This window comes from Saprospiraceae bacterium, from assembly GCA_016710235.1.
Taxonomy (GTDB): Bacteria; Bacteroidota; Bacteroidia; order Chitinophagales; family Saprospiraceae; genus Vicinibacter.
On record JADJLG010000001.1, the window covers coordinates 1,356,323 to 1,377,250 of the forward strand.

Sequence of the window (20,928 nt, forward strand, 5' to 3'; positions counted from 1 at the left end):
TTTACTGACTAATGATTAGTTTTTTTATGATTTGCCCTTGGGTTGTATTGATGTTGATGAGATAAATGCCGTTAATTAAGTCATGGGTGTCCACTTGAACAGAATTATTTCCTTGGGTATTCACCGTTTTTAAAATTTTCCCCTGAAAATTGCTAATTCGGATTGGCGACTTGAGTTGGACATTATTCCCAAATGAAATATTTACGTATTGCTTAGCCGGAAGTGGTGAGATCAATATCTCAACATCATTGTTTATTTCCTTGCTGGAAGTGATTTGGCAATTATTTCTGACACCGTTTTCAAATCTAGTCCACCTACAACTCCAATCATTGGTTTCGTCAAATGCTCCCGAATATTCAACTTTGTCGAAAAATCTGTTCTGGATTCTTTTTGAATCAAACTTTGCAAGACCATTTGCAGGCGAGTGATTTAGAATGTTGGCTATTGGATCAGAAACGTTGATGTCAACAAGGCCAGCTTCATTGGTGGTGAGAAATAATTTATTTTCATTATTTGTAACCCAGTTTTTAATGTCAAAAGTGGATGCAGTTGTCTTTGTGAGTTCGGTCATACCGGCAAGAATGTTGTTTTTAAATTCAAGATTTCCGGATTGAGCATGTGCAAAACACGAATCACCATCAATGAAAAGACCAACTGGATAATTTCCAATGATCAAGGAGTTTAGAATTGCAGCTTCGCTATTTCTTCTTAAATGCAAGCCCCTCTTGAAATCTGGCGATACAGAGGGATTCATAGGTCCGATAATAGTTACATTGGAGAAAGTAGGTTTGGTTTTTGGGATAGAATTAGATCCGGAAGCATCATTATCAATTTCAAATCCATTTGACCCACTGATATCTGCAATCAAAGGATTTCTGACGGATAAAGCAAATTGAATATTTCCGCTAAATCCAAAATCACAATCAAAATCATCATCAAGGGCTCTGTAAGCGATCAAATGTTTACAATTTACCGTGCCGCCAAACCATTCGAAAGCATCATCACCTGAATATGAAACCTGAACAAAATCAATTTCTGTTCCGCTACCAACGCCTCCAAGTGTCAAGCCATTGATTTCATTATTCGGAGCAAATGCAATACCCGGATATTCAATTCTGACAAATTTTAAAATTCCTGAATTATCGTCAGGTTCATTTCCCCCATATCTGCCGTCTCCATTTGCATTATCTACGCCGCCTTCTATAATTCCTTCGCCATGGATACCGTTTGTTGTGGTATTGGTATAGGATTTACCGAGAAGTATGATACCTCCCCAATCTCCATATCCGGGGATAGTTTCATTACTGGTAAATACAATAGGCTTTTCTTGGGTTCCTTCTGCGATTAATTTACTGCCTCTGGTAATTATAAGCGCCCCTTTAGTAGCTTTATCAGCTTTAATTATTGTGCCAGGTTCAATCGTCAAAACAGCACCATTTTTTACGTAAACAAATCCTTTCAATATATAAGATTTATTACTTGTGAGCAATGTATTTGTCGTGATATCTCCGGTGAGAATTTCTGATTGACTCCAACAGGAAATTGTAAAAGAAAAAAGGAAAAGTGTAAATAATTTTTTCATAATAATAATTTTAATTGAATGTAAAATTAGCGACCATTGGAGGAATTTATCGGCAACTTTATATTACGAAATTGTAACAATTTTAAAATGAAGCAGTACCATTTAGAATAATTAAATCAGTGAAGAGCTAGAGGAAATTTTAGGAAGGTGCAAAGCATCCGAAGCAAATAGTCAGGAGATAAAATTGAAAATATAGAATAGTTGAATGGTCTGAACGCCTGAATATAACTAAGTCTATCTAATACTTTCTTAATTGATTATTTTAAATTTTTAATTGAAGACCCACACTGAATGATCTTTGAGAATCCGTTTTTTGCAGCAACAAGTCATTCCCTGGATCATATTTGTGAGAACTGTTGATATCTTGATAGAGTTTGTTTGGAAGCCCAAAAATATCTCCGGCAGCCAATTTAATTGAGGCCTTATTATTGAATTTATGGATCAATATTATATCCAGTTGATCTTTAGCCTTTTCATATGTATCTGCATAGCCTACTGTACCCACTTGAACGATCCTGTCTGCAAATCGGTTGTAAGCAATTCCTATGAATAATTTAGAATTCGTTGGTTCATAGCTTAGATTGCAATTTATCAGATAGGGAGATTGTCCTTGCATGGATCTCTTTGTATCATAGGAACTTACATTTTTCAGATCCAAACTGGATTGCATGACAGAAATGTTTGAATACCAGGTAAAGTTGGAAAGTGACTTGTGAATAATATTAAGCTTGGCTCTGACTTCAAGTTCTATACCTCTGGTTTCTGCAGCGGGAATATTTTGATAAGAAAATGTTTTTGAGCCTGCACCATAGTTTATGAATGTAAATTCTATAGGATTGTAAAACTTTTTTTCAAAAAGAGAGACCGATATAATTTGATTTTTACCGGGATAAAACTCATACCTAAAATCAAAATTATTGATATAACCCGGAACGAGCGATGGTGATCCGGTTACATTTCCATTGATGCTAAAATCATAGAAGGAGAAAGGAGCAAGCTCCCTGAATTCAGGTCTGCTTATTGTCCGATATACTGAGAATCTTAATTTGTGATTGGAAGTAAAATCATAGGAAATATTTGTTGAAGGTAAAACTGAAATGTATTTTTCATTGAGATCAACAGGTCGAAGTGTGTAATCAATACCATTGAATATTTGCGTATAATTTTCCAGTCTAAAACCAAGATTGAGTTTGATTCTTGAATAAAATTGCTGATCGTACATGGCATATAGAGAAGTGTTCAATGCTGAAGCTACATATCTGTCAGTTGGATTTGTAATTTCGTTGAGCATAAATCCGGATTCACGGATATTTGCCTCAGCGAAAAGTTCATAAGGTTCCAGAGTCAAAAGTGTTTGCTCAAAAATTGTTGGGTTTGCTTTGATATATCCAATAACTCTTGCGTCAAATTCCCTATTTCTTTTTTGGATATTAAATCCAAGTTTCACTTTTTCGTTTTTAGATTTTTGCTTTAGAGGAATATTGACATTCCCAAATACAAAATAACTATGTTCATTGAGAGAAGAATAAAATCTTCCGGACCTGTATGGATCCGCAGAGCCTAAAGGAATATAAGCGCGGTACGGGATGCCTTCGAGTTCATCAAAGTTTTTGCTATAATACATTCTTCTTAAGGAAGGTGTCGATTTTAAGTTATAATTGTATCCAATGCCATAGTCTAATGAAACCCGTGAGAATGTATTTTCTGCACCCAATTTTGTTGTGAGCAGATGATTTTCATTGTATTCGATACTTGAGGATCTGACATATCTTTCTTGCTCGAAGTCACTTCCAGACCTTTTGATGATCGTGTTTTCAGTATTGGTGTTGAGATTCGTAAGGATGTATAACTTATTATTATCGTTGAATTGAAGTGCTGAATTCCAAAGAACACTCCATACCGGGCTTTGCTTGGATATATTGTCCGTATATTCGCTGATCCGTTCTGTTGATGCATAATCAGATCTAAATTGTAAATTGGATTTTGATTGTAGATTATAGTAAAAAGATATCGTATTTCCCCATGTTTTATTTTCATAGAATTTATAAAGCAATCCTTTTGTAAACTGGGCTTGGATTGAAGGTAATGCGAATTTTTTATGCTCTATTTTCCAATCGTTGGGCATCATCTTCGAATTATTAATCTGTTGCTCGCGATTCATACTCTGGAAAAGTTCAGTTTCAGGAAAATTTTGTGGCATGTTTCGTCTTCCATCATCCATGCCTATAAAATCAATCCTACCCGTTTCGGATTTCATGAATCTTCTGCCGGTTGTTCCATCCAGATAACCTAAAGCAAATGAAAACAGGTTAAAATTTTCTTCGGGGATGTTTTTAGTCTTTAGCAAGATAGCACCGCCAGCAAATTCAGCTGGAAGATCCGCGGTGGCTGTTTTTTGAATAAAAATCTGGTCTATAAGATTTGCCGGGAATATGTCAAATGAAAAAGCTCGCTTATCTGGTTCAGTGCTACTCATTGCAATGCCATTTACCATCACCATATTATATCTTTCACCCAAACCTCGAATGATTGCAAATTTATTATCTTGGATACTAACCCCACTCACTCGTTTAAGTGCATCTGATATATTTTTATCCGTTGACTTTTTAATCGCATCTCCGCTTATTCCCTCTCCTATACCTTGATTGTTTTTCTGGAGTTGCATCAAGGCAGTTAACCCATCCCTTTTTGCTGTTGCAGTTATGGAAATCTCATTGAGAGAAATCTTGTTGTTGGATAGCCAAACAGGTATCTGAAGAGTTATATTATTGCTTACATTAATTTTTTTAATAATAGTATCTTGATAAGCTAAATAGCTGATCTTGATTTGATATTCGCCTATTTTAATATTTGAAAATTGAAAATTTCCATCAAAGTCAGTTACAGTACCTATTTGTCCTGGTGTTAATTGTACAACGGCATTGATTAATAGCTCACCGGTAGTTGCGTCTTTTACTGTCCCCTCAATAGACCCTACCTGACATAAACTGATTAGTGGTAATGAGGCCAAAAAGATCAATAATTTATTCATTAATTTTATTTTGGCACAAAGGTCTAATCTCAATGTTACATAAATGTTACATTAAAATTAAGAAATTATGAACAAATTGTATTGAACTCTTTTGACAAACCAAAGTCTTTGATTTCCAACCACGAATGTTGGGTTTAGAATGAATAGCTGAAATTTCTTTTTTTTCAGCTAACTATTATAATGAATGACAACCTTACCGCAAGACTCATACTACAGCAAAGCTCATTATCTGTTATTTCATTTGTTTTACCTGACTACAACAAAAGGAATTGCTTTAAGGAAGTTTCCTTCAGAATTAAATCGGATAAAGTAAAAGCCTGAAGGAATGTCATTTATAGAAATTACTTCTTCCGTGCGTAACAAATTGCCAGTTTTGATTACTTTACCATTGATATGAGTGATGAAGTATTGAATAGGAGCTGTGTTTGTTTGAATAGCAATCAGATTGTCTGATACCAGTTGATTTTGAATTTTAATTTCATTGGAACTTACTGGCAAGACAATAATGTTGGACAAGATTTGCCCGCCTTCGTATGTATATCGTATTTGATATTGTGACTCAGCATGCATGACTGGATCTTTGTCTTCAAATTTTTGTAATTGGTTATAAGGAATATTATTACCAGAGAATTCTGTAAGTTTCATCCATTGGTAATTGAATTTCCAAATTTCAAATTTTCCATTAACTGATTTAATTTCATGTTTCCATTCTATAAGAACAGAGTTTTTCACTCTTTTAGCATTCAATTCTATTTCGTTTAATGCGAGTATTGAAGGTTGTACAAGGCCTGCATTGATGATTGCATGCTCACCATATTTACTCAGTTCTATCATATTGCTCGTACCTTCCCCATATGTTCCCATGATGTCGCTGTTGAGTTCATCGTTTGAAGGATTGTATTTAGTAAACTGAAGTCCTTCGGGCAGCACTACGCGAATTATGTATTGTCCGGGCTCCACAGGAAAATGATACTCACCAAATGCATTTGTTTTCGTTTCTTTGATTTTATCCATAGAAGCGTTGTATAGTTCTACAGTAATTTCTGAAGCCCCGGATTCTTCCGGGTCTTGTAAACCATTTAAATTATTATCCATCCAAATATTATCCCCAATCAATCCAGGAGGGATAAAACCGGCATCGTGATGGAGCTGTATGTCACCGGAGTTTATTAAAAATTGATCTGTTGTACCTGGACCGTTGGACTCTGTTACGTCACAATCAAAGTCGATGGTTCCAGCATTTGCTTGCGTGAATGCCAATCCAAGAGTGTTTGTAAATTGCAGATAGTAGTAGCCCGGTTTTAAATCATTAAATTCGAAGTAACCGTCAGTCTGGAACTCTGGGTTATATCTTGTCTGTATTTCACCTATTTTTTTTCCTGAAGCTTCGAAGAGGCGTACAATTACATCATTAATTCCTGATTCGTTCGAATCCTGAATTCCATTTTGATTTTGGTCTAACCAGACATAGTTTCCCACTGTAGATTTTCTAAAAATACCGAGATCTACATCCGAATTTTGGGTTTGAGCGATTACATTAAATGTATCTGACGTGTGAATCTGTCCATGTGTTTTAAAGTTATTATCCTCCAATTTGTTAGATCCAGCGCCTTGCAATGTAACACAATATCTTGACGACATTTCTGCAACAATATAAGTTTGGCCAACTGGTGCATATGGAAATAAATAAGATCCGCTAATACCATTCATGTCAGAAGTAATTGTGGAAGCAATCTTTTCGTGAGTGGAGGCCTGGTAGAGATGAAGTGTAACTCCGTTTATACCCGGTTCGCCAATTTCCTGAATGCCATTTCCGTTGACATCTTCCCAGACTAGATTCCCAACTTGTCCATATTCTCTTATTAATCCACCGTCCTTAAAAGTACCGGTTTGCACTTCAGATGAATTCACAAATAGTTCTCCCTGAGTAGAGAAATCACTGTCAATTGATCTATTTGTACCAACATTCTGTAAAGTCATTTGAAAATCTGCTGGAATCGAAACACGGATAAAGTAGTCTGCTGCAACTAAATTAATAAAGGCGTAGGATCCTTTATCATTGGTTAAAGTGCTGTCAATAATTGTATTTTGATTATTTACAAGATAGATTTTTATGTCTTCTAAAAAAGGCTCAAAGCTATCATGCAATCCATCTTTTGTTTGATCTTCCCAAATTGATCCCGCTATTCTGTCACATGCTATCACATTAAAAGATACAGTATTAGGTGTCCAGCTGTGACAAATATTCGTTTTATTTAGAAAACTTCTGATTTCGTCAATTTTTGTTTTTCCTTGAATTAAAAAAGAAAAGTCTTCATACTCAGGGTGAGAACTGTTCGGAATGATCAAACCCCACACTTCATACATCCCTGAATCATATACTCTAAAATCAGGGATTACGGAGGTTTGAAGGATGACATCTGTTTCCTTATTCGAAAGCAGGTAAAGCACCTGAAATTTATTGTTATATGAATGATTTCCGACAACTCTTGACCTTAAATCAACACCTGAAGGCCTCAGACATGTATTTGATTGAAACCTATATTCTATTGGTGCTGCCAACACCGAGCAAGGAAACAAAATACCTGCATCTGATTGTTGGGTTGTTCCAGGTATTAGGCTGTAGACTCTGGACAAACCGCTTTGATCTACATCGCTGTCATCAGCTTCTGAACCTGTGGCATCCTGTAATGTGAAAATATAAGGAGTGTCCACCAGAATTTTTATTTTATAATCTATCGAAGGAGTAATGGAAGAAAATCTATACCTTCCATCTCCTGTAGTTGCAGTTGAATCCAATAAAGTTCCATTTGATCTTAATAGATATACTTTAGTTCCGAGTACTCCATTTTCGTTTGCCTGAGATCCATCTTTATTTTTATCATACCATACCAAGCCTTCAATATTCACACAATCATAAATGAAATGATTTACACTTCTTGATGTGATTGCATGACATATATTTTCAGACCTCAAAGGAGAGCTGAATCCTACCAGTGTAGTTGTCCCTTTTTGGATCCTGGAATTGAGATTGATATAATTGTAATCAGTTGGATTTTCATTGAGCACAAGAGCATAGATGGAAAAAGTCCCAATCTGATTTACATAAAATTGTGGACTGTTACTATAATCTTCTATGATAAAATTTGGGCCATGTGTTAAAATATATTTTATGCTGAAACCTGCAGGAATTACAGCACTATTGGCAGGACTTGATTCGATCAGAAGCGAATTGCCGGAATAACAATCTTTCTGCAGAGGCAATTTTTGCAGAGTTCCGGCTAAGGCAGTGCAGTTGAGAGACATTCCTGCATCAATTACAATACTATCTTTACCAGTTAATGGAATTAAATCACTCCAACCAGCTCCGTCGATATCAGAATCGTTGTACTCAAAACCTGATGCATCTTTTGGACTTGCTACAAAATCTTTTGGAAAATTGAATTGCAACCTGTAAATAATATTTGTGACCAAATGATCAAATTTGTAAAGCCCATCAGGACTTGTACGTACTGAATCCAATACTCTTGAGCCTGAATCGGTCAAGTAAATTTGGATATCTTTCATGTCCCTGTCCTGTGGGTCTTGAATTCCATCTTTACCATAATCGTACCATACGCGCCCTGATAATGTAGCACACGGTGTGATGGAAAATCTTGCAGAATTCTGAGATGATTTTAGGCAGATACCTTTCGTAAGATATCCGTTTACCCAGTTTTCAAAATTCACTCCCTTGGTCAACGAGTTGATGTCGACGAAGTCGAATCCATTAGGATCGGATTCTACAATGATGGACGAAATTGTAAAAGTACCTTCTGAGTAAATTTCAAATTGTGGAAAATCTTTTGTTTCAATTACATCACCATTTTCATCAATAAGTACATAATAAAGTTTGTAGTTGGATGGATATTGATTTGATGTTACAGGAGCTGCATTCAAATTTGCTCTTTGTCCTGCTTGAATACAAAACGATGATGGCCCCACAACATGGAGATCTGATGCAACTAATTGACAATTATAATACAATCCTCCATCGATTTGAAGTACGGCAGAATAAACAAAATATTGTGCTTTCGAAAACCCCGTAGTCTCAAAATCACTGTCGATATTGTCGGGACCATTGTCGGTAAATGTGATGATATTTTCTTTTGGTAAATCAATCAATAGATAACGTGTATTTTTGATAGGAATTTCTGGGAAACAATATTTACCTTCTGAGTTAGTATATGCTGAATCTAGTTTTACGATTTTAGAATCGTCCAGTAAGTAAATTTTAACACCTGGATATCTTTTTTCATTTGTAGCCCTCAGACCATCTTTGTTGGAATCATACCATATAGTTCCACAAATGGCTCCCACTTCCTGAATGCCAAGATCTATGGAACCGTTATTATAATTGTATTGCAATGATATCTGGGAGGTCCATCCATTTTTGTCAAAATCATTGTCCCTTTCATGATTATTTCCTGAATGCTGTTGGGTCACACTATATTTGGAATCCAACACAGTTTTGATGAGATAATTTCCAGGAAACAGTTTTGAGAAAGTATACTTACCTTCATTCGAACTCAGGGTTGAATCAAGCAAAATTAATTGATCATTATAAAGATAAAGTCGGATTCCAGAAATGCCGTTTTCAGTAAGATCTTGAATTCCATTTCCATTGTCATCTGACCATACCATGTCACCAATTGACGAGAAACTAAAAATGCCGGCATCTATATCATCCCTGAATTGACCGGAGGCCAAATAGAAACTTGCTGAGGTACCTGGTCCATTGCTTTCATCTGCTTTGCTCACATCAAATCCGGTCGGAGATGAGATTACTTTTGTAAAGTAAGAATTAGCTGCTAGATTATATTTTAAGTAATAGTAACCTTCATTCAGTCCATCAAATCTAAAGTGACCAGACGAATCCGTTGTTACTGATCTGATCAATTTCTTTGTCAAAGCATCATAGATACCTACAGTAATTTGTGGTACACCTTTTTCTCCGGATTCTTGTAACCCATTTCCATTTTCATCTGCCCATACATAATCTCCGACAGAACCGGAAGTACATGGAGAGAGTAAAAAAGAACGACAACATTTAGATGAGCTTCCGCGACTATTTTTTGCTGCGACACAGACTTCATATACACCAGGCATCAATCCCTCCATATTGAGAGAAATCGTTTCTTCATTGTCTGTGGCAGACACCGGATAAGCAGCAAGTGGGTAGCTCCACTCATATTCTTCTGCACCAGGTACAGGGTCCACAAACAACATGGCACATTCTTTCATACAAATTCTTCCTACTGAAGTGTATCTGATGATCAATTTAGCCTGATCTAGTTTCGCCACCGCGGTGGATGTTTGATTGTTTGCTAGTTGCACGACAATGGCAAATCCCGGGTCGTTGAGTAAGTCAGTGTTCAGGGAGCTCGCCCATTGATCAGTTGGAGACCCATATGTCCAAATCTGATCTATTCCGTTTGTCAGAGGCCAAGCCGGAGAATTGTTGCGGTTTGCTTTGTTTTCTCCAATGAGTTGGCCCAAGCCATTGATGAGCTGAACCTTTTCTGTAATGACTGGACCCTTCTCTACATGGCCTTCCAACTCCAAACTCATCCCATGGATGACACTTCCAGCCGGTATTTTGAGATCAAATCCTCCCAGGATAAGACAGGAAGATTTGGTCCCCGCATTCAGCTCAACTGATGAGTATTGATTGTCTGACACGATGGATTGATCAATTGAACTCCAGTCCAAACTGGCACTTGTACAGTAATTCTGCTTGAATGAATGAGGACTGAGACGTAAGTCACCTGAAATAATGCTTTGCCCGTTTCGGATTGGGCAAGGTGTGGCCGGGACACCCGGTCTTACCTGGGACTTTAGTGATGAAAAGACCAACAAAATCAATGCAAAAGACAGCCACGATGGGCTATGCATCCGTTGTAAAGAGACCATGTCGAGTAGTTTTGCTTATTAAATATAATCTTTTTGTAACATATTAGTCACAGAAAGACCTGCAAATATATATATAATATTTTAATAATATAATTAAAAAGTTTCTAAAATGTCCCACAGCTCCGATGTTCAATAGATTCTGACCAAATCAATCCCCCAAAAACCGGCCGGAGGGTGTTATCTTTGCACCGATGATTTAAAATGAAGTAAATGATGTTCAAGACCTTTTCCAAAGCATTCTTTTTAACTGTTGTAGCCATGCAGTGGGTATGGGCCCAACCACTCCAGTTTGTAGATGCCTACAAAGACAGCCTGAGTGTGACGGATGCTCATATCGGAGCTACTTCTGATGCAGGCTGGATGCAGGTCTTTGTCACCCGAGATTCAGCAATCACTTTTGCAAAATTTGATTTTTGTGGTAAGCTGGAATGGTCTCGTAAATTCAAGTTGTCCGGTTTGTTAAATGAATCTTCATTGTTTATGGCAGATGATGTGGCTCATATGAGTGGAGTCCTCAGGGATACCGTCGGAATGAGCATATTGTGCATGGATGTCAATAAAGACGGCAGCTCATTGATCAGAAAAAGAATGCATTTTCAGCAAATGCCTTTTGTATCCAATCCGAAAGTCATCGTTCAAGACCACAATCATTTTCTTGGGTTCAATGGAGGCAATAATCAACAGGATGCCTCCTTTTGTTTTTTAAAAGCTCTGCCGGATTATACTGTTCAACAGCTTTTAAAATTGGACAGCAGCCTACAAATGCAAGACATCAACTATTCCAAGGCAGGTAGATGGTTAGTTACATTGGGAGACTCTTTGTATATGCAAATGAACGAAAATGCAGAGGTCGATTTTGTACACTCCTTCCAAACTCGGTTTTCAGGAATGCAAAACAATATCGTCATTCATACTTCTCCCAATGAACCCGTAGCTCTCTCTGGATGGGTGGAGAACAATGGCCAGAGATACTTCAGGTTTTTAAGAGTATCAGACGGTGGAGAGCTTGACGTTGCTTCCTCTCTGGTTCAATATTTTCCGGATATAAAGCCGTATAGTTTCTATGGAAGAGATGGAAAGTACTATACTACTTTTTCTGATACTTTGACTCTAGGGCGCAATGCCAAAGCATCGATTGCATCTTTTTGGGGAGATCTGCAACAGGATGCCATCAAGTCAAATTCACTATTTGATAAAACTCTAAAGCTGACAAATTACAAGGTGACCCCAACTTTAGAAAGAGTATTTGCTGCTGTACTGGCAGTAGATTCTTTTAATATGCTTTTTAATGTAAAATTGAGCAAGTTCATGGATTTTAGTTGTCAAGACTCTACCAAGCGTAATTTCTGGCCGGCTCAGCTCATGAAAACAGATACTTTCGATCATCCTACATTCAGCAAAACTCCTTTTCCAAAACTGGATTCTTATGAACGTTTGGTGCTGGACACTTTTCAAATGGAAAGATTATGTGAAAAATTTGACTTGAAATCAGGTGAGATTCCTTATCCTCCGGGTTGCAAAGGAGATTCTATAACATTTAATGTTCCGAATACAGAGAATACGACATTTAACTGGGAGACGGGCTCTACACAGAGCTCTATAAAAGTGCGTATTCCCTCTTCGGTTACAGTGACAATCACTTATTGCGGAATGACAATTACTCAAAAGCATTTTGTTGAAGAGTTTTCACCGGTATTACCTGACATTGAATATCCGGTTAGCTGCAAAGCTCAACCGGTTATTTTTCAAGCTCTTTCTTACCCAAAATCCAGCTTTGTCTGGAGTTCAGGAGAGGCGACTGACACTTTACATGTCCTGGCGCCTGATTCCCGTACAGTGAATTATACTTGTTTTGAAACCCATTTTAGCCAAAAACATAAAGTAGAAGTTTTTCAAACACAATTACCGGAGGTAAATTACGGATTGAAATGCAAAGGAGAATCAGAGGTTTTTAAAGCTACAACTTTCCCAAACACCAGTTTTGTTTGGAGCACCGGCGAGAAGACAGATACTCTACGTGTTAAAGCACCTGCCACCCGTACTGTAGATTATACTTGTTTTGAATCAAAATTCAGTCAAATGCATATTGTGAGAGAGTTAAACCCGCAATTACCTACCATTTATTATGACCCATTATGTTGTACTGAAAGTATGAATTTTACTGCCCAATATATCAGTGGTATAGATAGTTTATTGAGTTACAAGTGGAAAACGAATAACTCTGCCGATACTTTATCATTTCTTCAAGTGAAATCTCCTGCCAGTGTTCAATTAGAATACAAATGTTTAGAATCTATTTTTACACAACAACACATTCTAAATAAGAAAGATTGCTTCCCAATCATCAAAATGCCAAATGTCGTTGCACCATACTCAGAAATTCCGGAAAACAGAATTTTCAAAGTGACTTCGGATAGTCTGCAGCAGATTAAATCTTTTCAAATGGAGATTTATAATCGATGGGGACAAAGGGTATATTCATCTGATAATATCAATGAAGGATGGGATCTTATTTTCAAAGGAACAGTATCGCCTTTAGAAACCTATATTTATTCTATAGAAGCAGAAGACATATTTTGTGACAGAAAAAATATCAGTGGATCATTTTCAATTATCAAATGATAGAGAAAACATAGTTTGATTATTGCATTCTGACGTGTAGATGTCTCAAAGAAATATTCAACTGTGTTGAACAAGATTTTATAAATAAGATTTTACCCATACCGCTTCTTTTACAATCCGGATGATTGGGGACTCGTTGCGTTTCCCGGGGAAATAAGCAATTTGAATTCATTCCGGTATGGCTATCTTCGCACAAACAATTCGAATGGAAAAAATAAAAATCGGTATTACTTCAGGCGACATCAATGGTATCGGTCTCGAAGTGATACTCAAAGCACTTAAGAATCCAAGTATATTAGAACTCTTCACACCTGTCTTATACGGAAACATAAAGATCAGCTCTTATCATAAAAATATTGTCCAGCTCGACAATCTCTCTTTTCATGTTCTGCATCAAGGCGAAAAACCAAAAGCCGGCAAGCTAAATCTGGTCAATTGTTGGAATGATACTGTCACTATAAATCTTGGCAAGGCCAGTCCGGATGGTGGCAAATATGCTCTTCTCAGTTTAGAAAAGGCAGTAGAAGATGTCGTTAAAGGCGACATAGACGCAATCGTCACTGCACCGGTAAACAAAGCATCGATGAGACTAGCCGGCAGTATGCATTTGGGTCATACGTCTTATCTCAAGGAGAAGGCAGGTGTAAATGATGTACTCATGATGATGGTGAGCCATAAGCTCAAGGTGGGTTTGGTGACTGACCATATTCCATTGTCTCAAGTACCCTCAACTTTGTCGAAGGAGCTGATACTCAGGAAGATTCTGATTATGGAAGAGAGCTTGCGTAAAGATTTTGGCATTCCCAAGCCACAAATTGCAGTCCTGGGTTTAAATCCTCACGCTGGTGAAGAAGGTTTGTTGGGCAATGAAGAGGAAAGTTTTATCCGTCCTGCAGTAATCGAAGCCAAGAAAAATGGTTTGTTTGTCTCGGGACCCTATCCTTCAGATGGATTCTTTGGATCAGGTATGTTTTCAAAATTTGATGGAATATTGGCTATGTTTCATGATCAGGGTCTTATTCCATTCAAAACATTATCTTTTAATTCAGGTGTGAATTATACAGCTGGATTACCATTCGTAAGGACTTCTCCAGACCACGGAACCGCTTTTGAGATAGCCGGTAAGAATATGGCTGATCCGGGTTCAATGATTCAAGCTATGTATTGGGCAAAAGACCTCATACTCGAAAAAAGAGGATATGTGGAAATGAGACAAAATGTATTGAAAAAAAGGCCAAAGCTATCAGAAGAAATGAGCGAGTAGGTTGGTCACTCTATTAACATTCGTCTTTGGTCTGAGATTGGTTTACTTCGACCCTGATAACCTTGGCGATGCAAACTTACGACGATTCTTTTTCTTTTTTAATTTATTTACAGATTTTGTAGCTGCTTTTACTTCCGGCTTATTGTTGTTTGAAAGCACTTTTGATTCTTCAATTTTCTTAGGTGTCGGCAGTACAGAAATTTTACTTTTTTCCTTCTGATAAGCTTCCCAGCCTATTGGATCAGCTTCTTTATCCAGGTTTTCGAGATTATATTTCCTGATGGTCTCGAGCAATTTTTTTGCATAAAGTGGATCAGTAGCATAACCGCATTTTTTTAGTCCCAATGCCCAAGATTCATAATCGAATTTCGAGTAATTGAATAGCTCTTTGTACCTGGATCTACCGAGAATGAAGTCAGTATGATCTATGTAGGAATCTACAGCGGAAGGATACATCCTGAAACATGAATGAATCAACTGACCTGATGAATCGAGATCGTCATCTTGGTACAGATAAGTTTCACCAGTCCAGGTGCCTTTGCATTTGATACCAAAATGATTGTTTGCCTGGACAGCAAGCTCTGATCTGCCGGCCATGGATTCCATGATTCCCTGAGCCATTTTGATACTAGCAGGAATTCCACTCCTTTGCATCTCACTGATTGCTACATATTTGTATTGGTCCATATAGAGCTCTTGAACACTTATGGGCCTGAATGATCCGCCAAAAATGCCGGCTAAAATGATGCTCAGAAAAGCTGTGATTTGAATTCCTTTTTTCATGATTTCGCACAAAATTATTCTTCTTCACTTCCCTGAGCAAAAATGATACCAAATTCTTCAAAGTTTATATTTGATATTGTATAATATCCTTATATACAATAATATATAAGTTATAAATAATTATAATGTGTTTTTTATATCTTACCTGCTGGTTGATTTAAAAACAAGACGTATGTCAAGGTGCTTTCCTAAAAATTCGCCATGATAGATCGATTTTTTCAAAGGCGATTCTATCATGTAGCCGGCCTAAGCGGCCTTGCCAAAACTCAACATGAATAGGTCTGATCAAATAGCCCCCCCAATGCTCTGGACATTTGATTTCTTCAGGATGGCTTAGAAGCTGGTTAAATCTGGTATCGAGGACTTCCCTTGATTCAATTTCTGCACTTTGCGGAGAAGCGGCAGATCCAGCCCTACTTTCCAAAGGTCTGCTGTCAAAATAGAGTACCGAAGCCTCTCTTGAGATTTTTTCTGCATGACCTTGAATCCGCACTTGTCTCTGCAAACCCATCCAAAAAAAATTCATACTCACTTGGGGGTTCGATTCTATCTCCTTAGACTTCTGAGAGTTGTAATTTGTAAAAAAAACGAAGCCTTCATCCGAGACTTCCTTCAACAGGACTACACGTGAGGATGGCAGACCTGTTTGGCTCACAGTGGACAATGTGAAGGCGTTAGTTTCATCAAGTTGAGCCTCCTCAGCCTGCTTGTACCATTTGCGAAATTGATCTATAGGATTCTTTTCTACGTCCCCAATGTTTAAAGATGATTGCGTATATTCCGCTCTGATATGATGAAGCTTCATGGATTGAAAGTTTCGTAGATTAATAGTTGCCCAAAGCTTTGTCCAGATCTGCTTTGGCCTGAGAGAGCATTAGTTTAGCTTCTAGGACATTTGCCTGAGAGAGGTAAAGATCTCGTTCCGCTTGTGTGAGTTCCAAGGATGAACCTACACCTTCTTTAAATTTTATATTGCTCGTATCATATATTTTCTGTGCCAATTGGAGCGATTTTTTGCGCGACTCCAAAGTATTCAACGCATTTAGATATTGAGATCTTGCATTTGAAAATTCAAGTTGAACTGCCCTTTCAAATTCCGTTTTTTGAGTATTGGTCTTGGCAAGCGCAATTTTTGCACGTGCGATTTTTGCATTTCGATCAAATCCATCAAATATTGGTACTGACAATTGAAGCCCAACTACTGTCGTTGGTAACCAGCCATTTTCATCTGGGTCAAAAAGTTTGTTCCTTTGTAAAGATTGTGAGTGTGAGGCAAAGCCAAAAAGTGATGGAAAATAGCTCATCCTATACCTTTTGAGATTGATATTGAGCAATTGTAATGTTTGATCGATGACTTGTGTCTCAGGTCTTTTATTAATGTCTACTCGAATATTTGGATCCATAATATCGAGATATGACCGGTTCATCACTTGTTCTAAATTGTCCGACAAAACGATTTTCTGATCAAGTGGATAATTCATTTGGAATTTAAGCAGATTTTGAACGACCTCCGATATACGACTTAATTTTTCCTTTTCTGTTCTCAGGTTTTCCAGGGAGAGTTCTAAGCGATCCACATCGAGTTTTTCAACAAATCCGGCTTTGTTAATCTCACTCATTTCATGGTACACTTTTTCCAGATTGCTGATGTTTTTGTTTATAATTTGTATTGATTCTTCCGTTGACAATGCAGAGAGATAGGCCTTGGTAACCTGATATTTCACATCGGCTTCGGTCTGATGAATTTGCTTATAGATCAATTCTTGATAGAGCTTCTGGGCTTTTAATCCAACGAAAAAACTTCCATCAAAAAGGAGCGTTGAAAATTCGATATTGCCACTCAAATTGTGGCTGGTACCAAATTGTGCAGGAAAGCCGGAACCAAAATCAATATCTCTGGATGGTATTACATTTTCTTTGAACAAGATACCATACACTGCAGGGCTTAAGAAATCAGGTAATATGCTAGTCGGTATATCGAGAAAATAATTGTAAGTAGCCCCGGCCTTGAGTTTGGGCAATCCGATTGCATAATATTCTCTCACCTGTTGCTTGGCATCATCTATATCAAATTTTTGAATTTTTAACCTTGAACTTTCCTTTATAGCATAATCTACAGCTTCGGAAAGACTGAAATTTTGCTGTGCTTGGATCAAAAATGATTGAACGATCAAACAAAATAGTAGAAAGGTATTTTTAAACATGATGGCTATTTGTACGATTGTATTACAATGATGCAAAAATATGACTGTTGGGTACAGATGGGAAATTAAACTATCTCCTGCTTAAAAAGTTTACATTTGCGGGCCGTATAAGATGAAAGGTGGAATACTTTTGAGCGTCGCACTGATTTGGATGTCCTGTACTCAATCAAAGCGGACGAAAGATGAATTTGATCAGGGCAGAGAACTTTACAAAACTTATTGTATCAAATGTCATGGTGCAGATGGCAATCTGATGTCCAATGGAGCCATGAATCTTCGGTTTTCTGCACTTTCCCTTCAACAAAAGGAAGACGTGATCCGCTATGGAAGGAATCTGATGAGTGGATTCACTACCGCGCTGGACAGCATGGAAATAGTTCTACTGGCAAAATATGCAGACTCCTTAAAAGATAGTTTATGAGGAAGGGGAAGAAGCTGTTCTTGACAGGAGCTACAGGAATGTTGGGATCACATATTTTAGACTATCTACTCCAGGAGCCGCTAGAAGAAATAGTTGCTATTCATCACCAGAATTCACCGACTTGCTCCAAGGAAAACCTCACTTGGATAAGAGCTGATCTACTTCGTCCGGATACTTACGAATTTGCTTTGGAAGGCGTAGATACCGTAATTCATAGCGCAGGCTTAGTTTCTTATTCTGCAACTGATCGCAATATGCTATATCGAGTAAATGAAATAGCTACATCAGATCTTGTAGACTGTTGTCTGCATGCAGGGGTGCGAAGGATAATTTACATTAGTTCAGCTTCCACACTGAGTAGATCATCTGACCCCAATTATATCGGACTGGATGCATTGGGTGATCCGGTTTTTACAAGTGAGTATGCAAAGAGTAAATACAAAGCAGAACTCCAGATACTCAGGGCAGAGGCAGAAGGTATGATTGTGCAAATAGTACATCCGGCCTTGATCCTTGGATTTGGCGATTGGACGGAGGGCTCCAATGCCGTATTCAGACGAGTGCACCAAGGATTGAGGTATTATCCTGCTGGAAAAATTGGCGTTTGTACCGCAGAGAATACCGCAAAATGGATCGTCCACCTGATTCGGCATGATGGAGAAGCAAAGCAGAGTTTGGTTTACGATTCAGTAGTGCATTACAAAGACCTTTTTGCTTGGATTGCAGAGGGAATGGGTAAAAAGGCGCCCTCAACTCTCATCGGGAGCAGTATGATTCGAATTTTTCGCTGGACTGACAATGTCGTGAGCAAAATAAAAGGAGTTAAATCAGTCATGACCTCAGAAACGGAGAAGCAGGTGAGCACAATTCTAAGCTACCAGAAAGCAAATTCTACATACATGAGCTTAAAGAGGGAAGGCTTAAGAGACCAATTGTTGCGGATCTCCGGACTATATATGATTAAAAAATCTAATATATAAATTGTTATAATTGATGAACATAAAATTGACTAATTAATTTATGTATAAATGACTTCTAAGACACTGGAATTTGTCGTAATTTTAAGCTTCAAACTATAAACTAAACAAATTATGAATAGACTTTTACTACTACTTGGCTTTGTGGCCGCATTGGGATTGTCGGTCCAAGCCCAAAAAGAACTCGCATTTATTAATGCGCCTTCAAGCATTGCCGGACAGATCGACTTTGTAAGAGCAGGATTTGGCGGGGAATTTACAAGTGTAATTTCCGGTGAAGGTATCAAAACAGTACCTGCATTTGCTTGTAATTCAGGACCTATTACAAATGGGGCTGCAATCTCCGGTAATATTGCCTTGATTGATCGTGGAAATTGCAATTTTGATGAGAAATGTTTGAATGCTCAGATCGCTGGAGCCATCATGGTTATTGTGATGAACAGCAATTCTGCAACACTTGGTGGGCCGGCATTTGCTATGGGTGTCGCGACTCAAGCAATTGCAGATCAAATCACTATTCCTTGTGTCATGGTAAGTTTTGATGAAGGGAATAGAATAAAAAATGCAATAACATCAGGTGAGAAAGTTACTTTCTCAATTGGACTTTTCCCTGATCAAAATGTTGACTTGAGAATTAATAATCTTGAAAAAATAGCTCATGCACCAGCTGGAACTGTACCTCTTTCACAAATCAAAACTGCCGCTGATTTTGATGTTTTAGTTGCTGCATTACCTACCAACGATGGATATCAAGAAGCCACAAATGTGAAAGCGAAAGCTACCATAACTCATGTACCTAGTGGTACTGAGGTATTCAATTCTACAAGCACAGATACAATCAATATCCTTCCTGATTCAACTACAGGAATTTTGATCGCAGAATATCCTTTTGTTTCAAACAATAAAGGTTTAGGTCAATACAAGATTGACTATTCAGTAAGTTCTGATAGTACAGAGAAAATTATCAAAGACAACATCGCTACTTCAAGCTTTTATGTAACAAAATCTGCTTATAGTAAAGCCAGATGGAATATGGCTGCGAATGAACCTTTAGTTACAACTTATTTTGGACCTTCAGCAGCAAATAGAACTGGTTTTTTGGAGATGCTTTCTCCGTATAGATTGAACAATGGGCAGGGTTATTCTATCGATTCTTTGGTTTTCAGAGTGTTAGTGAGTTCACCATCTACTCTAGCAGGTGTTACCATGGAAGGCTATATTTACAGATGGGATGACGTCAATCAAGATGGTGAAGCTACTAACGACGAGATGATGATAGCTGCAGCTGGAACATATACTTTCCCTTCAGGAACGACAGCTTCTTCGGGACTCGTGCGTATGAATCTGGAGAATTTTTCCGGACTTGAGCCTCATTACATTATTCCGGAGAATGAAGGTTTATATGTTGCTGCTATAAGATATGTTGGTGATGCACCAATGTTCTTTCCATTTGACTTTGGGATAGATTATGGAATTAACTTCCAAATCAGAGAAGCGGCTCAAGCTTTAGACTGGGACGCATATCCTTACCTTCAGACGACTCTCACCCCTGCTGGGGTTGTATCATTTGAAGAAGCTGGTTTGTTCAATGATAGTGGGTTAGAGCCATATATGGGTTATAGTGGAGCTTTCTGGGGAGCATTGGCTACTGGAATGATTATGAGTGAACAAGTAGTTTCTAACAAAGACCTTCTCACTGACGCTGATGTTCAGGTACAATTGTCTCCAAATCCTGCAACAACGGAATTGGTAGCAAAAATTAAACTCGCCCAGCCCACAACCTCAATGGTATATCACATTATTGATATCAATGGAAGGTTGATCACACAATTCAATGATAAATCAGGGCAAGAGTATGTCAGCAAATTTGACGTATCTGAACTCCCTGCAGGTCAATATATACTTAAAGTTCAAACAGACAAAGGTTTCCAAAAGGCAAACTTTACAGTCGTGAAATAATGGAATTATAATTTTCTATAAATGAAAGCCCGGTATCGTTTATCGGGCTTTTTTTTGTTCTCAACTCTTATTCAATCTTCATTAACTCAATATATCTCTGAGTCGAATTCAAGCTATAAAATTCGGTGTTAAG

At 37.7% G+C, this 20,928-nt stretch carries 11 protein-coding genes; 5 read left to right on the forward strand and 6 right to left on the reverse strand.

The features are described 5' to 3' along the window. Position 1: 1 nt before the first annotated feature. The 3 genes from IPI99_05665 to IPI99_05675 form a co-directional block, all read right to left on the reverse strand. Positions 2-1,582 carry a T9SS type A sorting domain-containing protein gene (locus IPI99_05665; GenBank protein ID MBK7339995.1) on the reverse strand — a complete coding sequence of 527 codons (1,581 nt, stop codon included), beginning with the start codon at positions 1,580-1,582 and terminating at the stop codon, positions 2-4. Positions 1,583-1,844: 262 nt separating this feature from the next. Next, positions 1,845-4,613 carry a TonB-dependent receptor gene (locus tag IPI99_05670; protein ID MBK7339996.1) on the reverse strand — a complete coding sequence of 923 codons (2,769 nt, stop codon included), beginning with the start codon at positions 4,611-4,613 and terminating at the stop codon, positions 1,845-1,847. Positions 4,614-4,859: 246 nt separating this feature from the next. Then, the gene (locus IPI99_05675) at positions 4,860-10,565 is read right to left on the reverse strand and encodes a hypothetical protein (protein ID MBK7339997.1); all 5,706 of its coding nucleotides are present in this window, start codon (positions 10,563-10,565) and stop codon (positions 4,860-4,862) included. A gap of 210 nt (positions 10,566-10,775) precedes the next feature. Here IPI99_05675 and IPI99_05680 point away from each other — a divergent pair, with 210 nt between their 5' ends. Together IPI99_05680 and pdxA are read left to right on the forward strand one after the other, a co-directional pair. Then, a complete protein-coding gene (locus tag IPI99_05680) occupies positions 10,776-13,187 on the forward strand; it encodes a gliding motility-associated C-terminal domain-containing protein (GenBank protein MBK7339998.1) in 2,412 nt (803 codons plus the stop codon). Between the two features lie 205 nt (positions 13,188-13,392). Next, positions 13,393-14,451 (forward strand): 4-hydroxythreonine-4-phosphate dehydrogenase PdxA, encoded by a 1,059-nt coding sequence (gene pdxA / locus IPI99_05685; protein MBK7339999.1) that lies wholly within the window; start codon positions 13,393-13,395, stop codon positions 14,449-14,451. A 42-nt stretch (positions 14,452-14,493) separates the two neighbouring features. Here the strand turns inward: pdxA and IPI99_05690 are convergent, their stop codons facing one another. The 3 genes from IPI99_05690 to IPI99_05700 form a co-directional block, all read right to left on the reverse strand. After that, positions 14,494-15,234 (reverse strand): glucosaminidase domain-containing protein, encoded by a 741-nt coding sequence (locus IPI99_05690; GenBank protein ID MBK7340000.1) that lies wholly within the window; start codon positions 15,232-15,234, stop codon positions 14,494-14,496. 175 nt (positions 15,235-15,409) lie between these two features. Beyond that, positions 15,410-16,039, reverse strand: coding sequence for a pyridoxamine 5'-phosphate oxidase (pdxH, locus tag IPI99_05695; GenBank protein MBK7340001.1), 630 nt, complete (start codon positions 16,037-16,039; stop codon positions 15,410-15,412). Between the two features lie 19 nt (positions 16,040-16,058). Beyond that, positions 16,059-17,438 (reverse strand): TolC family protein, encoded by a 1,380-nt coding sequence (locus IPI99_05700; GenBank protein MBK7340002.1) that lies wholly within the window; start codon positions 17,436-17,438, stop codon positions 16,059-16,061. Positions 17,439-17,550: 112 nt separating this feature from the next. Between IPI99_05700 and IPI99_05705 the strand changes: the two genes are divergently transcribed. From IPI99_05705 to IPI99_05715, 3 genes are all read left to right on the forward strand, one after another. Beyond that, entirely contained in the window at positions 17,551-17,859 is a 309-nt protein-coding gene (locus IPI99_05705; GenBank protein MBK7340003.1) for a cytochrome c, read from the forward strand. Beyond that, a complete protein-coding gene (locus tag IPI99_05710; GenBank protein ID MBK7340004.1) occupies positions 17,856-18,839 on the forward strand; it encodes an NAD-dependent epimerase/dehydratase family protein in 984 nt (327 codons plus the stop codon). The genes IPI99_05705 and IPI99_05710 overlap by 4 nt, the downstream gene beginning before the upstream one ends. A gap of 111 nt (positions 18,840-18,950) precedes the next feature. Then, the gene (locus IPI99_05715) at positions 18,951-20,795 is read left to right on the forward strand and encodes a T9SS type A sorting domain-containing protein (protein ID MBK7340005.1); all 1,845 of its coding nucleotides are present in this window, start codon (positions 18,951-18,953) and stop codon (positions 20,793-20,795) included. The last annotated feature ends 133 nt before the right edge of the window (positions 20,796-20,928 follow it).

Excerpts from the sequence above, each read along its gene's own strand:
- IPI99_05665 (MBK7339995.1), bottom strand. The coding sequence starts at position 1,582 with ATGAAAAAATTATTTACACTTTTCCTTTTTTCTTTTACAATTTCCTGT.
- IPI99_05670 (MBK7339996.1), bottom strand. The coding sequence starts at position 4,613 with ATGAATAAATTATTGATCTTTTTGGCCTCATTACCACTAATCAGTTTA.
- IPI99_05675 (MBK7339997.1), bottom strand. The coding sequence starts at position 10,565 with ATGGTCTCTTTACAACGGATGCATAGCCCATCGTGGCTGTCTTTTGCA.
- IPI99_05680 (MBK7339998.1), top strand. The coding sequence starts at position 10,776 with ATGATGTTCAAGACCTTTTCCAAAGCATTCTTTTTAACTGTTGTAGCC.
- pdxA (MBK7339999.1), top strand. The coding sequence starts at position 13,393 with ATGGAAAAAATAAAAATCGGTATTACTTCAGGCGACATCAATGGTATC.
- IPI99_05690 (MBK7340000.1), bottom strand. The coding sequence starts at position 15,234 with ATGAAAAAAGGAATTCAAATCACAGCTTTTCTGAGCATCATTTTAGCC.
- pdxH (MBK7340001.1), bottom strand. The coding sequence starts at position 16,039 with ATGAAGCTTCATCATATCAGAGCGGAATATACGCAATCATCTTTAAAC.
- IPI99_05700 (MBK7340002.1), bottom strand. The coding sequence starts at position 17,438 with ATGTTTAAAAATACCTTTCTACTATTTTGTTTGATCGTTCAATCATTT.
- IPI99_05705 (MBK7340003.1), top strand. The coding sequence starts at position 17,551 with ATGAAAGGTGGAATACTTTTGAGCGTCGCACTGATTTGGATGTCCTGT.
- IPI99_05710 (MBK7340004.1), top strand. The coding sequence starts at position 17,856 with ATGAGGAAGGGGAAGAAGCTGTTCTTGACAGGAGCTACAGGAATGTTG.
- IPI99_05715 (MBK7340005.1), top strand. The coding sequence starts at position 18,951 with ATGAATAGACTTTTACTACTACTTGGCTTTGTGGCCGCATTGGGATTG.